Annotated in this window: 7 protein-coding genes, 1 tRNA gene and 1 rRNA gene; 8 read left to right on the top strand and 1 reads right to left on the bottom strand. The window is 70.4% G+C overall.

The annotated features are described in order from the left end of the window. Together rrf and AB0O07_RS00010 are read left to right on the top strand one after the other, a co-directional pair. A 5S ribosomal RNA gene (rrf, locus tag AB0O07_RS00005) occupies window positions 1-85 on the top strand; the annotation flags it as partial. 140 nt (window positions 86-225) lie between these two features. Beyond that, window positions 226-298 (top strand) — tRNA-Thr (locus AB0O07_RS00010). 83 nt (window positions 299-381) lie between these two features. Here the strand turns inward: AB0O07_RS00010 and AB0O07_RS00015 are convergent. Beyond that, entirely contained in the window at window positions 382-3,009 is a 2,628-nt protein-coding gene (locus AB0O07_RS00015; protein ID WP_365624316.1) for a SpoIIE family protein phosphatase, read from the bottom strand. A 330-nt stretch (window positions 3,010-3,339) separates the two neighbouring features. Here AB0O07_RS00015 and AB0O07_RS00020 point away from each other — a divergent pair, with 330 nt between their 5' ends. From AB0O07_RS00020 to pgsA, 6 genes are all read left to right on the top strand, one after another. After that, a complete protein-coding gene (locus AB0O07_RS00020; RefSeq protein WP_365624319.1) occupies window positions 3,340-8,898 on the top strand; it encodes a HAMP domain-containing protein in 5,559 nt (1,852 codons plus the stop codon). Between the two features lie 277 nt (window positions 8,899-9,175). After that, complete coding sequence (locus AB0O07_RS00025) at window positions 9,176-9,844, top strand: response regulator (protein ID WP_365624322.1); 669 nt, start codon at window positions 9,176-9,178, stop codon at window positions 9,842-9,844. Between the two features lie 150 nt (window positions 9,845-9,994). Beyond that, window positions 9,995-12,838, top strand: a complete 2,844-nt coding sequence (locus tag AB0O07_RS00030; RefSeq protein ID WP_365624325.1) for a DNA translocase FtsK — start codon at window positions 9,995-9,997, stop codon at window positions 12,836-12,838. Window positions 12,839-13,326: 488 nt separating this feature from the next. Further along, entirely contained in the window at window positions 13,327-14,091 is a 765-nt protein-coding gene (locus AB0O07_RS00035) for a helix-turn-helix domain-containing protein (RefSeq protein WP_365627801.1), read from the top strand. 49 nt (window positions 14,092-14,140) lie between these two features. Beyond that, window positions 14,141-15,673 carry a 30S ribosomal protein S12 methylthiotransferase RimO gene (gene rimO, locus AB0O07_RS00040; RefSeq protein WP_365624328.1) on the top strand — a complete coding sequence of 511 codons (1,533 nt, stop codon included), beginning with the start codon at window positions 14,141-14,143 and terminating at the stop codon, window positions 15,671-15,673. Beyond that, window positions 15,670-16,359 (top strand): CDP-diacylglycerol--glycerol-3-phosphate 3-phosphatidyltransferase, encoded by a 690-nt coding sequence (gene pgsA / locus AB0O07_RS00045; RefSeq protein ID WP_365624332.1) that lies wholly within the window; start codon window positions 15,670-15,672, stop codon window positions 16,357-16,359. The genes rimO and pgsA overlap by 4 nt, the downstream gene beginning before the upstream one ends. Window positions 16,360-16,364: the final 5 nt, after the last annotated feature.

Consider the following 16,364-nt stretch of genomic DNA (forward strand, 5'->3'; position numbering starts at 1 on the left):
TTACATTCCGAACCCGGAAGCTAAGCCTTACAGCGCCGATGGTACTGCAGGGGGGACCCTGTGGGAGAGTAGGACGCCGCCGAACAATCATTGTGAGAATGCCCCGCACCGTTTACGTGCGGGGCATTCTTGCGTTCCGGCCCCCTGGCGGCGGGGCCGGCGTGGATCCCGTGTCGGATGGTCTTGCGCACCTCTGATCATGGGGTATGCTTTTACTCGTTGCTCGCCCCAATAGCTCAGTCGGTAGAGCGTCTCCATGGTAAGGAGAAGGTCTACGGTTCGATTCCGTATTGGGGCTCACAAAGAAAAGGCCCCCGCCACTCGGCGGGGGCCTTTCTCGTTCGGTTCTTGTTTGTGTTCCGTTCGCCTCGCGGTCCGTTTTCAGTCCGCGTGCGGCTCCGGGACGCGCATCGCCAGGATGGCCATGTCGTCCGAGGCCGGTTCCGCAGCGAAGCGTTCCACCGCGCGCAGGACGCGGGCGGCGACCGCGCCGGCCGTGAGGCCCGTAGAGGTTTTCAGGACGTCGGCGAGGCCGTCGTCGCCCAGCATGCGGGTGCCCTCCCTGCGTTCCGTGACGCCGTCGGTGACACAGAGCAGGACGTCGCCCGGGGCCAGGGTGACCGTCTGCTCGTACAGTTCCAGGTCCTCCATGACGCCCAGGAGCGGCTGCGGTTCCGCCGCCGGTTTGACCGTGCCGTCCTGGCGCAGGCGCAGCGGCAGAGGGTGCCCCGCGCAGACCACCTTCAGGAGGGCGCTGCCGTCCTCCTGCGGCCACAACTCGCCGTACAGCAGGGTCAGGAAGCGGCTGCGGGCGCCCTCGTCGAGGATCGCGGCGTTCAGCCGTTCCAGGACCGCGGGGCCGCTGAAGCCCTCGCGGGCCAGCAGGCGCAGGGCGTGGCGGGCCAGGCCGGTCACGGCCGCGGCTTCCGGGCCCGTACCGCAGACGTCGCCGATGGCGAAGCCGTAGGCGCCGTCCCGGATGGGGAACAGGTCGTAGAAGTCGCCGCCGACCTCGTTGCCCTCGCCCGCCGCGCGGTAGATGACGTCCACCTCGACGCCGGGTACCTGGGGGAGCCCCGGGGGCAGCAGGCTGCGCTGGAGGGCCTGGCTGATGGCCGTGCGCTCCGAGTAGAGGCGGGCGTTGTCGAGGGCCAGGGCGGCGCGGCGGGACAGGTCCTCGGCCAGCTCCAGGATCTCCTGGCGGAAGTGGTCGTCGGAGGGCTTGCCCAGCGTCAGCATGCCGATGACGCGGTTACGCGCCACCAGAGGCAGCACCACGGTCTCGCCGCCCACGGCCGCCGCCGTCGCCAGCGTCGTGCCGATCCCCCGGGAGAGCGGCGCGGTGCTCTGTCTGCCCATGTCCTGCCTGGACGTGCGCAGCGCCGCCTGGTGCGCGGCCTCCCCCGGCGCGTTCCAGACGCGGGCGCCCGGAGTGGGCACCGGGTCCGGTGGGGCGATCGTGGAGAGGAGGGCCTTGAGTCCGTCGATACGGTCCTCGTCCTCGTGCAGCACATACGAGAGGTACGGTTCCGAGGCCTGGTCGGCGATGGTGTAGACGGCGCACCAGGTGGCCAGGGTGGGCACCGTCATCTGGGCCATCAGCGCGAGTGTCTGGTCCCGGTCCAGGGTGCCGGCCAGCAGGTCCGACGCCTCGACGAGGAAGGAGAGCGAGCCGCGGCGCAGCCGTTCCAACTCGCCCAGCCGGGCCGACTCGACGGCCAGCGCGATCCGGTCCGCGGCGAACTGGAGGCGCAGCGCCTCCTCGTTGGTGTAGCGCCCAGCGTTCTCCGCGGCGACCCCCAGGGAGCCGGTGAGCCGGCCCTCGACCTTCAGCGGGACGGTGACCACGGAGCGCATCCCGGTGCCGTTGAGCAGCGGTACGGCGCCGGGGACGGCGGTGAGGTCCTCGTGGACGGCCGGCATACGGGCCGAGCCGAAGCGCCCCGTGCCCGCCTCCACCGGGACCCGGGCGAAGCGCTGGCGGGCCGACGGGAGGCCGGTGGAGGCCCGTACCTCCAGTTCCGTCTCGTCGTCCGTGGCGAGCAGCAGGAAGGCCGAGTCGCCGTCGAGCATGTCGCGGGCGCGCTCCACGGTGCGCTGGAGGAGCCCGTCGAGGTCGTCCGGGGCGGGGGAGCCGATGAAGACCTCGAAGGGGTCCACGATGCGGCTCTCGGTGGACGCGTCGGAGGCCGGGGCGCGCAGCGGCGTCTGGATCACGGCGCGCTCGTCGTCGCGTACGAGCAGACAGACGGTGGACGGTTCGCCCCGGGTGTCGCGGATCCGCAGATGCGAGGCGTAGACGGGGACGACCCGGCCGTCGGCGGCGCGGATGCCGTAACTGCCCTCCCAGCGGGAGAGCTGGAGCGCCTCCACGATGCCGGTGCCGATGCCCGGGGTGTGCGGCCAGGCGGCGATGTCCGTCAGGGGTTTGCCGACGACCTGTTCGTCCGGGTACCCGAAGAGGTGCTCGGCGTCCTCGTTCCAGCCGGCGATGGCGCCCGTACGGTCGATCTGGACGACGGCGACCCGTACCCGCTCGTCCGCCACGGGGAGCAGCTCGGTGGGGAGGACGGGGCCCGCGGAGCGGGTGCCCACGGGGCGTTGCGGCAGTTCGAGCTGGAACCACACCTGTTTGTAGGTGGGGGAGTACTCGACTCCCCAGCGTGACGCCAGAGCGGCGCACAGGAGCAGTCCTCTGCCGTTCTCCTGGTCCGGGCCGGCGAAGGAGCGCGCGCTGCCCTGGATGGGGACCTCGCGCTCCGGATAGCGGTCGGCGACCTCGACGCGTACGCCCTGTTCCGTACGGAGACAGAGGACGTCGGCGGAGGTGCCCGCGTGGACGACGGCGTTGGTGACCAGCTCGCTGGTGAGAACGACCGCGTCGTCGACGACATCCGAGTAGCCCCACCCCTGGAGCGTGTCGCGGACAAAGGCCCGGGCGGTCGCGACGGACCGCCCTACCGGATCGAAGGTGGCAGCCGCACGCGCGGTGATCACAGCACTCCCCATTGGTGTTTCGTCTCTCCCCAGAGTCCTGTGCCCGTTTCTTGTCGCTTCGATTCGCCTGCCAGGCTAGACGGTCGTCGGCCGCCGCGTGTCGCGGAGTCCCGACTCCGTCGCGGTGTTGGGGGACCGGCGCGGGGTGCGCGCCGTGGGCGCGGGGCCGGGGGCCGGGGCGGCTGTACGGCGGGGGGCGCCCCTCCTTGTACCCTTCAACGATTTGACGCTCGCGCCGTCACGCCTCAAGGGTTGACGGAGACAGTGAGCCGCAGTGACACACTGGGCAGGCTTTCTTCGGACAGCTCGGGCAGTACGGTCAACCCCTGCGGGAGGGACACGGTGGAGTCTGGCACGGCGGCGCGTGGCACGGGCACGCGCGCGAAAGGCGGACGGACCCGCGGCAACGGGACCATCGAGGTGGACGCGGCGGAGCTGAGCAGACTGCTGACGGCACTGGTGTCGATGCGGGACGGCAACTTCCGCAAACGCCTGACGGTCGCCGGGGACGACACGATGGCGGAGATCGCCGCCGTCTTCAACGAGGTCGCCGACCGCAACCTTCATCTCACCGGTGAGCTGGCCCGGGTACGGCGCGTGGTCGGGCGTGAGGGGAAGCTCACGGAGCGGCTGGAGAACGGCGCCTGCGAGGGCTCCTGGGCGGCTGCCATCGACGCGTCGAACGCGCTGGTGGACGATCTGGCCCGGCCGGTCTCCGAGGTCGGCAGGGTGCTCTCCGCGGTCGCGGAGGGCGACCTGGAGCAGCGGATGGACCTGCGCTCGAACTCCGTGGAGGGGCCGGAGCGCCCGCTGCGCGGTGAGTTCCTGAAGGTGGCCCGTACCGTCAACAACCTGGTCGACCAGTTGTCCGCGTTCACCGACGAGGTGACGCGGGTGGCGCTGGAGGTCGGTACCGAGGGCAAGCTCGGGGGCCAGGCCAAGGTGCGCGGCATGTCGGGTTCCTGGAAGGACCTGACGGACTCCGTCAACACCATGGCGTTCCGGCTGACCGCCCAGGTGCGCGACATCGCGCTGGTCACCACCGCGGTCGCCAAGGGCGATCTGTCCCGCAAGGTGACGGTGCACGTGGCCGGCGAGATGCTCCAGCTCAAGGCGACCGTCAACACGATGGTGGACCAGCTCTCCTCGTTCTCCTCCGAGGTGACCCGGGTGGCCCGGGAAGTCGGTACGGAGGGCGAGCTGGGCGGGCAGGCGACCGTGCCCGGTGTGGCGGGGGTGTGGAAGGACCTCACCGATTCGGTGAACACCATGGCCGGGAATCTGACCAGCCAGGTGCGCGGCATCGCCGAGGTGACCACGGCCGTCGCCAACGGCGATCTGTCGCAGCAGGTGACGGTGAGCGCGCGCGGCGAGGTCGCGCAGCTCGCCACGACGATCAACCAGATGACCGAGACGCTCCGTACCTTCGCTGACGAAGTGACCCGGGTGGCGAGCGAGGTCGGTGCCGAGGGGCTGCTGGGCGGCCAGGCACAGGTGCCGGGCGCGGCGGGTACGTGGAAGGACCTGACGGACTCGGTCAACACGGTCTTCCGCAATCTGACCACCCAGGTGCGCGACATCGCGCAGGTGACGACGGCGGTCGCCAATGGTGACCTGTCGCAGAAGGTCACCGTGGATGTCGCGGGCGAGATGCTGGAGTTGAAGAACACCGTCAACACGATGGTGGGGCAGCTCAAGTCATTCGGCTCGGAGGTGACGCGGGTCGCCCGCGAGGTGGGTGTCGAGGGGCGGCTCGGTGGCCAGGCCGAGGTGCCGGGCGCGGCGGGCACGTGGAAGGACCTGACGGACTCCGTCAACACGGCGTTCCATAACCTCACCGGTCAGGTGAGGGACATCGCGCAGGTGACGACGGCGGTCGCCAATGGTGATCTCACCCAGAAGGTCACCGTGGATGTCGCGGGCGAGATGCTGGAGTTGAAGAACACCGTCAACACGATGGTGGCGCAGCTCTCCTCGTTCGCCGACCAGGTCACGGTGATGGCCCGCGACGTGGGCACGGAGGGGCGGCTCGGCGGCCAGGCGCGGGTGGACGGCGTCAGCGGTACGTGGAAGGAGCTGACCGACTCCGTCAACTCCATGGCCGGCAATCTCACCGACCAGGTGCGCCAGATCGCCCAGGTGACCACGGCGGTGGCGCGCGGCGATCTGTCGCAGAAGATCGATGTGGACGCCCGGGGCGAGATCCTGGAGCTGAAGAACACGATCAACACGATGGTCGACCAGCTCTCCGCCTTCGCCGACCAGGTGACCCGGGTCGCGCGCGAGGTGGGCACGGACGGCAGGCTGGGTGGTCAGGCACAGGTGCCCGGGGTGGCCGGGGTGTGGCGGGACCTCACGGACTCCGTCAACGGCATGGCGGGCAATCTGACGGCCCAGGTGCGTCAGATCGCGGGCGTCGCGACGGCGGTGGCGCGTGGTGACCTGTCGCAGAAGATCGATGTGGACGCCCGGGGCGAGATCCTGGAGCTGAAGAACACCCTGAACACCATGGTGGACCAGCTCTCCAACTTCGCCGAGCAGGTGACGCGGGTCGCCCGTGAGGTGGGCACCGAGGGCATCCTGGGCGGGCAGGCAGAGGTCCAGGGGGTCTCCGGTACCTGGAAGGACCTCACCCAGTCCGTCAACTCCATGGCGAACAACCTCACTTCCCAGGTGCGCAATATCGCGGAAGTGACCACGGCGGTCGCCAAGGGCGATCTGTCCAAGAAGATCACCGTCGACGCGCGCGGCGAGATCCTCGATCTGGTGACGACGGTCAACACGATGGTCGACCAGCTCTCCAACTTCGCCGACGAGGTGACGCGCGTCGCCCGCGAGGTGGGGACGGAGGGCATCCTCGGCGGGCAGGCCCGGGTCCGGGGCGTCACCGGGATCTGGAAGGACCTCAGCGACAACGTCAACACGATGGCGAACAACCTGACCAGCCAGGTGCGGAACATCTCGCGGGTCTCCTCGGCGGTCGCCAACGGCGATCTCACCAAGAAGGTGACGGTGGAGGCGCGCGGCGAGGTCGCCGAGCTGGCCGACACCGTCAACACCATGGTGACGACGCTGTCGTCCTTCGCGGACGAGGTCACCCGGGTGGCGCGCGAGGTGGGCACCGAAGGGGCGCTGGGCGGTCAGGCGCGGGTGCCCGGCGTCTCCGGTACGTGGAAGGACCTCACGGAGTCGGTGAACTCCATGGCGTCCAACCTGACGGGGCAGGTGCGGCAGATCGCCGCGGTCACCACCGCCATCGCGAAGGGCGATCTGACGAAGAAGATCGACATCGACGCGCGGGGCGAGATCCTGGAGCTGAAGAACACCATCAACACCATGGTGGACCAGCTCTCCTCGTTCGCCGAGCAGGTGACCCGGGTCGCCCGTGAGGTGGGCACGGACGGCCAGCTCGGCGGTCAGGCGCGGGTCCGGGACGTCGACGGCACCTGGCGCGATCTGACCGAGTCGGTGAACGAGATGGCCGGGAACCTGACCCGTCAGGTGCGGGCCATCGCCGCCGTCGCCACTGCGGTGACCCGGGGCGACCTCAACCTCAAGATCGACGTGGACGCGGCGGGCGAGATCCAGGACCTCCAGGACAACATCAACACGATGATCGCCAACCTGCGGGACACCACCCTCGCCAACGAGGAACAGGACTGGCTCAAGGGCAACCTCGCCCGGATCTCCGGGCTGATGCAGGGCCGCCGCGACCTTGACGACGTGGCGTCGCTGATCATGAGCGAGCTGACCCCGGTGGTCTCCGCGCAGCACGGCGCGTTCTTCCTGGCGATGCAGACCGGTACGGTGCCGCAGCTCGGCACCGATGTGGGCCGCGACGGTTCGTACGAACTCTGTCTGCGCGGCAGTTACGGTTACTCGGCGGGGTCCATGCCCACCGCGTTCCGCCCCGGCGAGACCCTGATCGGGACGGCGGCCGAGGAGAAGCGGACCATCCAGGTCAGTGTGCCGCCGGGGTATCTGAAGATCTCGTCGGGGCTCGGCGAGGCGGCTCCGGCGCATGTGATCGTGTTGCCGGTGCTCTTCGAGGGGAAGGTCCTCGGGGTGATCGAGCTGGCCTCGTTCCAGCCGTTCACCCAGATCCAGCGCGACTTCCTCAACCAGATCGCCGAGATGATCGCGACCAGCGTCAACACCATCAGCGTCAACTCGAAGACGGAAGTACTGCTGAAGCAGTCCCAGGAGCTGACCGAGCAGCTCAGGGAGCGCTCGGCGGAGCTGGAGAACCGGCAGAAGGCCCTCCAGGCGTCCAACGCTGAGCTGGAGGAGAAGGCCGAGCTCCTCGCGCAGCAGAACCGCGACATCGAGGTGAAGAACACCGAGATCGAGGAGGCCCGGCAGGTGCTGGAGGAGCGGGCCGAGCAGCTCGCCGTCTCCATGCGCTACAAGTCGGAGTTCCTGGCGAACATGTCGCACGAGCTGCGCACCCCGCTCAACTCGCTGCTGATCCTCGCCAAACTCCTCGCGGACAACGCCGAGTCGAACCTCTCTCCCAAGCAGGTGGAGTTCGCGGAGACGATCCACGGGGCGGGCTCCGACCTGCTCCAGCTGATCAACGACATCCTGGACCTGTCGAAGGTCGAGGCGGGCAAGATGGACGTCAGCCCGACCCGGATCGCCCTGGTGCAGCTCGTGGACTATGTGGAGGCCACGTTCCGGCCGCTCACCGCCGAGAAGGGGCTCGACTTCTCCGTACGGGTCTCCCCGGAGCTGCCCGCGACGCTCCACACCGACGAGCAGCGCCTCCTCCAGGTGCTGCGGAACCTGCTGTCGAACGCGGTGAAGTTCACCGACAGCGGCGCGGTGGAGCTGGTGATCCGGCCGGCCGGCTCCGATGTGCCGAACGCCATCAGGGAACAGCTGCTGGAGGCGGGGTCGCTGCGCGAGGCGGACGGCGACCTGATCGCCTTCTCGGTGACCGACACCGGGATCGGCATCGCGGCGAGCAAGATGCGGGTGATCTTCGAGGCGTTCAAGCAGGCGGACGGGACGACGAGCCGGAAGTACGGCGGCACCGGGCTCGGGCTCTCCATCAGCCGGGAGATCGCGCGGCTGCTGGGCGGTGAGATCCACGCGGCGAGCGAACCGGGCCGGGGCTCGACCTTCACGCTCTACCTGCCGCTCCACCCGAGCGAACTGCCGCCCCAGGGGTACGCACAGCTCCCGCCGACGGGCATGCCGCAGCTCCCGGCGGCCGACGACGGCACGGCGGAGACGCCCTGGGCCGCCCTGTCGGACGCGCCGGCGCCCGAGCTGCCGGACCCCGCGGCGCCGTTCCGGCGGCGTCGTACGAACACCGCCGCGCCGGAGGGGGGTTCCGCGTACCCCGGGGAGGCCACCGGAGGCGCCCAGGGGCCCTCGGGGGCGGCCGGAGAGGCGACGGCGGGGGCCGGGGCGCCCGGCGGCTCCCCGGGGCGGCAGGAGTACTGGGGGGCGGGTACGGCCGCCCCGGCTCCGTCAGCGAGCCGCCAGGAGGCCTCCGTGGCGGGCCCCGCGTTCTCGTTCTCCGGCGAGAAGGTGCTCATCGTCGACGACGACATCCGCAATGTGTTCGCCCTAACGAGCGTGCTGGAGCAGCACGGCCTCTCGGTGCTGTACGCGGAGAACGGCCGCGAGGGCATCGAAGTGCTGGAGCAGCACGACGATGTGACGGTCGTTCTGATGGACATCATGATGCCGGAGATGGACGGGTACGCGACGACGACGGCGATCCGCCGCATGCCGCAGTTCGCCGGGCTGCCCATCATCGCGCTGACGGCGAAGGCCATGAAGGGCGACCGGGAGAAGGCCATCGACTCCGGAGCTTCGGACTATGTCACCAAGCCGGTCGAACCCGATCACTTGCTGTCAGTGATGGAGCGTTGGATGAGCGAGGAGTGACCGGCGGCGGAGCGAATCCGCACGTTGCACTGACCAAGTGGGCCCGGAGGCGTGTGAGCCGCTGTTTTCCGGGGAACCTTCTGGTCTTCCGCCGCGTTTCCGCTTCGAGGGCAGTGACATCACGGTGACAGGGTGTGGCGACGGGCGGGGTGCGGCTACCATGACCGGCACAAGGACGGACGGCGTAAGGGAGTCGTCCCCTGGGACGGCACCCGGTGCACCTCCCGGGTCCGTGAGCAGGGGGCGCCCCACGCCGGGGCGAGGAGGGCGGGCGGCCATGGTGCAGAAGGCCAAGATCCTCCTGGTCGATGACCGGCCGGAGAATCTGCTGGCGTTGGAGGCCATTCTCTCCGCGCTCGATCAGACGCTGGTGCGGGCATCGTCAGGGGAGGAAGCGCTCAAAGCGCTGCTGACGGATGATTTCGCGGTCATTCTGCTGGATGTCCAGATGCCGGGAATGGACGGGTTCGAGACCGCCGCCCACATCAAACGGCGCGAGCGGACCCGCGACATCCCGATCATCTTTCTCACGGCCATCAACCATGGCCCGCACCACACCTTCCGCGGCTACGCGGCGGGCGCGGTGGACTACATCTCGAAGCCGTTCGACCCCTGGGTGCTGCGCGCCAAGGTCTCCGTCTTCGTCGAGCTGTACATGAAGAACTGCCAGCTCAAGGAACAGGCGGAACTGCTCAGACTCCAGCTCGCCGGGGCCGGCGGGGCACGGGAGCCCGCCGGGCTGCTGGCCGAACTCTCCGCCCGGCTCGCGGCGGTCGAGGAGCAGGCCGAAGCGCTCTCCAAACAGCTCGACGACGACGCCGCCGACGCCTCGGCCGTGGCGACCGCCGCACACCTGGAGCGCAAACTCACCGGACTGCGGCGGGCACTCGACGCCCTGGAGCCCGGCACGGGGAACGGATCGGCCACGGTCCCGTCCCCGAACTGACCACGGCGGACGGGGAGAAGAACACCGCCGCCCCCGATGGCGCCCCGTATTCCTGTGGAGTTACGGGTTCCGCGGAGTTACGGGCGACACGAACGGGTGAAGCGGTGGGCACACGTGTCCCCGGCCGTGCACACCGGTAACCTCACCACCATGGCCTCACGTGCGTCCGGCAATGGTTCCCAGGGCACGGCGGGCACCGCAAAGCCGCGGGCCGGCCGTACGACCGGCGCCGCGAAAGCGGCGCCCGCCAAGAAGGCGGCGGCGAAGAAGACCGCCCCCGCGAAGAAGACAGCGGCCAAGCGCGCGCCAGCCAAGAAGGCGGCGCCCAAGCCCGCCCCCAACCCCACCGGCGGCGTCTTCCGGATCGTCCGCTCCCTCTGGCTCGGCACGGCCCACGGCATCGGCGCGATGCTGCGCGGCATAGGACGCGGCGCGAAGGGCCTCGACCCCGCCCACCGCAAGGACGGCGTCGCTCTGCTCCTGCTCGGCCTGGCGCTCGTCGTCGCGGCCGGCACCTGGTCCAATCTCCACGGCCCCGTCGGCGACCTCGTCGAGATGCTGATCACCGGCGCCTTCGGCCGGCTCGACCTCCTCGTACCGATACTCCTCGCCGCCATCGCCGTCCGGCTGATCCTCCACCCCGAGAAGCCCGAGGCCAACGGCCGTATCGTCATCGGGCTCTCCGCCCTCGTCATCGGGGTGCTCGGCCTCGTCCACATCGCCTGCGGCGCCCCGGGGCGCGGCGACAGCGCCCAGGTCATGCGCGACGCTGGCGGCCTCATCGGCTGGGCCTCCGCCACCCCGCTGATCTTCATCACCGGCGCCGCCCTCGCCGTACCGCTGCTCCTGCTCCTCACCGTCTTCGGACTGCTCGTCGTGACCGCCACCCCCGTCAACGCCATTCCACGGCGCTTGCGGCTGCTCGGCGTCAAACTGGGTGTCATCGAACCGCCCCACGAGGCGGAGCCCTACGGCGAGGCGTACGACGGGTACCGCGACGACGACGAACGGTACGACGAACAGTGGCGCCAGGCGCTGCCCGCCGCCGGACGGCGCCCCTCGGGACGCCGGGGCCCGGCAGGCCCGTACGACCCGGACCAGGCCGAGGTGGAGGCGCTCTCCAAACGCCGCAAGCCGCGCCGCCCCGCGGCCCACGCCGCCGGGGACGGGGAGCGCCCGATGGACGCCGTGGACGTGGCCGCCGCCGCGGCCGCCGCGCTGGACGGGGCCGTGCTCAACGGGATGCCGCCCTCCCCGATCGTCGCGGACCTCACCCAGGGCGTCTCCGTGGAGCGCACGCGGCGCCCCGGGGAACGTACGGAGGAACAGCGGACCGGCCCCCGCCCCGGAGCGCGCGACGCAGCCGGGGAGAGCCCCGTGGCGCTGCCCTCGGCGCGCGAGGCCGGGCGCCGTACCCCCGGCGCCCCCGGAGTCCCCGCCGTCGCCGACCTCACCAAGCCCGCCCCCGAGCCGGCCCGCCCGCTGCCGCCCCGCGCCGAGCAGCTCCAGCTCCGCGGCGACATCACCTACGCGCTGCCCTCCCTGGACCTGCTGGCGCGCGGTGGCCCCGGCAAGGCGCGCAGCGCCGCCAACGACGCCGTCGTCGCCTCGCTCACCAACGTCTTCCAGGAGTTCAAGGTCGACGCCGCCGTCACCGGCTTCACCCGGGGCCCGACGGTCACCCGGTACGAGGTGGAGCTCGGCCCCGCGGTCAAGGTCGAGCGGATCACCGCGCTCACCAAGAACATCGCGTACGCCGTGGCCAGCCCCGACGTGCGCATCATCTCGCCGATCCCCGGCAAGTCCGCCGTCGGCATCGAGATCCCGAACACCGACCGCGAGATGGTCAACCTCGGCGACGTCCTGCGCCTCGCCGCGGCAGCCGAGGACGACCATCCGATGCTCGTCGCGCTCGGCAAGGACGTCGAGGGCGGCTACGAGATGGCCAACCTCGCGAAGATGCCGCACCTGCTCGTCGCCGGCGCCACCGGCTCCGGCAAGTCCTCCTGCATCAACTGCCTGATCACCTCCGTGATGGTGCGGGCGACCCCGGAGGACGTCCGGATGGTCCTCGTCGACCCCAAGCGGGTCGAGCTCACCGCGTACGAGGGCATCCCGCACCTGATCACCCCCATCATCACCAACCCCAAGCGGGCCGCCGAGGCGCTCCAGTGGGTCGTCCGCGAGATGGACCTGCGCTACGACGACCTCGCCGCCTTCGGGTTCCGGCACATCGACGACTTCAACAAGGCCGTCCGCGCCGGCAAGGTCAAGCTGCCCGAGGGCAGCGAGCGCGACCTCTCCCCGTACCCCTATCTGCTGGTCATCGTGGACGAGCTGGCCGACCTGATGATGGTCGCGCCGCGCGACGTCGAGGACGCCATCGTCCGGATCACCCAGCTCGCCCGCGCCGCCGGCATCCACCTCGTCCTCGCCACCCAGCGCCCCTCGGTCGATGTCGTCACCGGGCTGATCAAGGCGAACGTGCCCTCCCGGCTCGCCTTCGCCACCTCCTCCCTCGCCGACAGCCGGGTCATCCTCGACCAGCCGGGCGCCGAGAAGCTGATCGGCAAGGGCGACGGGCTCTTCCTCCCCATGGGGGCCAACAAGCCGACCCGTATGCAGGGCGCCTTCGTCACCGAGGAGGAGATCGAGGCCGTCGTCCAGCACTGCAAGGACCAGATGACGCCCGTCTTCCGGGACGACGTCGTCGCGGGGGCGCAGCAGAAGAAGGAGATCGACGAGGAGATCGGCGACGACTTCGACCTGCTCTGCCAGGCGGTCGAACTGGTCGTCTCCACCCAGTTCGGCTCCACCTCCATGCTCCAGCGCAAGCTGCGCGTCGGCTTCGCCAAGGCCGGGCGGCTGATGGACCTCATGGAGTCCCGGAACATCGTCGGGCCGAGCGAGGGCTCCAAGGCGCGCGACGTCCTGGTCAAGGCGGACGAGGTGGACGGGGTCCTCGCCGTCATCCGGGGCGAGTCCGCGCCGTGACGGCCGGGGAATCCGGGCGGTGACGGACCGGGAATCCGCGCCGTGACGGACCGGGAATCCGTGCCGTAACGGGCCAGGAGCGCCGAGCCGGGGGACCGCCGGCTCGGCCGGACGCGCCGGAACTCACTCGGACGCGCCAGGATTTCAATCAGATTTCCGGGAAGGCGTTAGGCAACCGTTTCCCTTTGGCAGACGTCAAGTTGGAGAAGGGACAGGCATGATGTTCCTCTCATACGCCGTCCGGCCCCGTCCGACGGCGTGCAAAGTGCATCCGCCCGGTTGCCCCACCCTTTCGTACCACCCCTAGACTGAGTGTCCGGCAGGTGGCTACACGCTCGAAAGGCGCCCCCGTGTCCATCGGCAACTCTTCCGACGGCAAGAACCCCCAGGCCCCCCAGGACAAGGTCCCGCAGGACAGCGTCCCCGATTCCGAGGCCCCCGAGGAGCAGACCCCCGAGGGCAACTCCGCCGAGGAACAACGGCCTTCGATCGGCCGGACGCTCCAGCAGGCCCGGATCGACGCACACCGCACGGTCGAGGAACTGAGCGCCGCCACCCGCGTACGGGTCCCCATCGTGCACGCCATCGAGGACGACGACTTCTCCCGCTGCGGCGGCGACGTCTACGCCCGCGGCCACATCCGTATGCTCGCCCGCGAGGTCGGTCTCGACCCCGCGCCCCTCATGGAGCGCTTCGACGCCGAGCGCGGCGGGCGCCCCGCGGCGAGCATCACGGCGCCGATGTTCGAGGCGGAGCGGATCCGGCCCGAGCGCCGCCGCCCCAACTGGACCGCCGCCATGGTCGCCGCCATCGTCGCGGTGGTCGGCTTCGTCGGCTTCACGGCGTTCAACGGTGCCGACAAGACCGCGAAGACCAATGAGGTCGCCGAGGGGCCCACGCCCGCCGGCGACACCAAGCCCACCCCCGGCAAGACCAAGGAGACCAAGCCCGAGGCCGAGGCCTCCGAGAGCGCCATCGCCGCCGCCCCCCAGGACAAGGTGACGGTGAAGCTCTCGGCGACCCAGGGCAAGAGCTGGATCTCCGCCAAGGCGCACAACGGCAAACTGCTCTTCGACGGCATCCTCACGCAGGGCGACTCCAAGACCTTCCAGGACGACGAGCAGATCGACCTGATCCTCGGCAACGCCGGGGCGATCGAGCTGTTCGTCAACGGCAAGAAGGTCGCGGACGAGTTCGAACCGGGTCAGGTCGAGCGGCTCTCGTACACGCAGGGCGACCCCGAGGTCGGCTGATCAACCCTGCACGGCAGGGGCAGGGCCGGGACAAAGTAGTCTTGAGCCCATGCCCGAACGCCGTACCGTCGCCCTTGTCACTCTTGGCTGCGCCCGTAACGAGGTGGACTCGGAGGAGCTCGCAGGCCGCTTGGCAGCGGATGGCTGGGAGCTCGTCCAGGACGCCTCAGGGGCGGATGTCGCCGTCGTCAACACCTGTGGATTCGTCGAAGCCGCGAAGAAGGACTCCGTCGACGCCCTGCTGGAAGCCAACGATCTGAAGGATCAGGGCAGAACCCAGGCCGTCGTCGCCGTCGGCTGCATGGCCGAGCGGTACGGCAAGGAGCTCGCCGAGGCGCTGCCCGAGGCGGACGGGGTCCTCGGCTTCGACGACTACGCCGACATCTCGGACCGCCTCCGGACCATCCTGGGCGGCGGCATCCACGCCTCCCACACCCCCCGCGACCGCCGCAAGCTGCTGCCGCTCAGCCCCGTCGAGCGCCAGGGCGCCGCCGTCGCGCTCCCCGGCCACGCCCAGGGCGCCGAGGAGCCGGCGCCGGCCCCCGAAGACCTGCCCGAGGGCGTCGCACCGGCCTCCGGGCCCCGGGCGCCGCTGCGCAGACGCCTCGACTCCAGCCCCGTCGCCTCCGTGAAGCTCGCCTCCGGCTGCGACCGCCGCTGCTCCTTCTGCGCCATCCCGTCGTTCCGCGGCTCCTTCATCTCGCGCCGCCCCTCCGATGTCCTCGGCGAGACGCGCTGGCTGGCCGAGCAGGGCGTCAAGGAGGTCATGCTCGTCTCCGAGAACAACACCTCCTACGGCAAGGACCTCGGCGACATCCGGCTGCTGGAGACCCTGCTGCCCGAGCTGGCGGCCGTCGACGGCATCGAGCGGATCCGGGTCAGCTATCTCCAGCCCGCCGAGATGCGGCCGGGGCTGATCGACGTCCTCACCTCGACGCCCAAGGTCGCCCCGTACTTCGACCTCTCCTTCCAGCACTCCGCGCCCGGCGTGCTGCGCGCCATGCGGCGCTTCGGGGACACCGACCGCTTCCTGGAGCTGCTGGAGACGATCCGGGGCAAGGCGCCGCAGGCCGGGGTGCGCTCCAACTTCATCGTCGGCTTCCCCGGCGAGAGCGAGGCGGACTTCGCCGAGCTGGAGCGTTTCCTCACCGGTGCGCGGCTCGACGCCATCGGCGTCTTCGGCTACTCCGACGAGGACGGCACCGAGGCCGCCACGTACGAGAACAAGCTCCCCGACGACGTGGTCGCCGAGCGCCTCGACCACCTCTCCCGGCTCGCCGAGGAGCTGACCGCCCAGCGGGCCGAGGAGCGCATCGGCGAGAGCCTGACGGTCCTCGTCGAGTCGGCCGGCACCGGCGACGGGGCGGGGTACGGGGTGGACGACGAGCCGGCCGTGGGCCGCGCGGCGCACCAGGCGCCGGAGACCGACGGCCAGGTGATCTTCACCTCGCGCGAGGGGCTCCGTCCCGGTCGTATGGTCGAGGCGAAGGTGGTCGGGACCGAGGGCGTGGACCTGGTCGCCGAGTGCTACGAACTTCCGGGGGGCGACGCCAGCACCCCGGGTGAGGAGGCGGCCAGATGACCGGAGTCCCGGCGTCCGCGGCGGGCGGTTCCGGCGCGAAGCCGGCGCGCGGGGCCGCGAAGCCGGCGCCCGGCGCCAAGCTGGCGTCGGTGGTCGTCAACCAGGCCAGCCTGTGGAACATCGCCAACATCCTCACCATGGTGCGGCTGGTGCTGGTGCCCTGCTTCGTCTATCTGCTGCTCCAGGACGGCGGGTACGACCCGGTCTGGCGCGCCTGGGCATGGGCCGCGTTCGCCGTCGCGATGATCACGGATATCTTCGACGGCCATCTGGCCCGTACGTACAACCTGGTCACCGACTTCGGCAAGATCGCCGACCCGATCGCGGACAAGGCGATCATGGGATCCGCGCTGATCTGCCTCTCCGCGCTCGGCGATCTGCCCTGGTGGGTGACGGGCGTCATCCTCTTCCGCGAGCTGGGGATCACGCTGATGCGGTTCTGGGTGATCCGGCACGGGGTGATCCCGGCCAGCCGCGGCGGCAAGATGAAGACGCTGGCGCAGGGCGTCGCCGTGGGGATGTACGTCCTCGCGCTGACCGGGCCGCTAGCCACGCTGCGGTTCTGGGTGATGGCCCTGGCGGTCGTCCTGACCGTGGGCACCGGGCTCGACTACGTACGGCAGGCGATCGTGCTGCGCCGCCAGGGGCTGGCCGAGGAGCGCGCAGAGGCGGAGTCCGGCAGGTGAGTGCC

It is taken from the genome of Streptomyces sp. NPDC093085, from assembly GCF_040683935.1.
GTDB lineage: Bacteria > Actinomycetota > Actinomycetes > Streptomycetales > Streptomycetaceae > Streptomyces.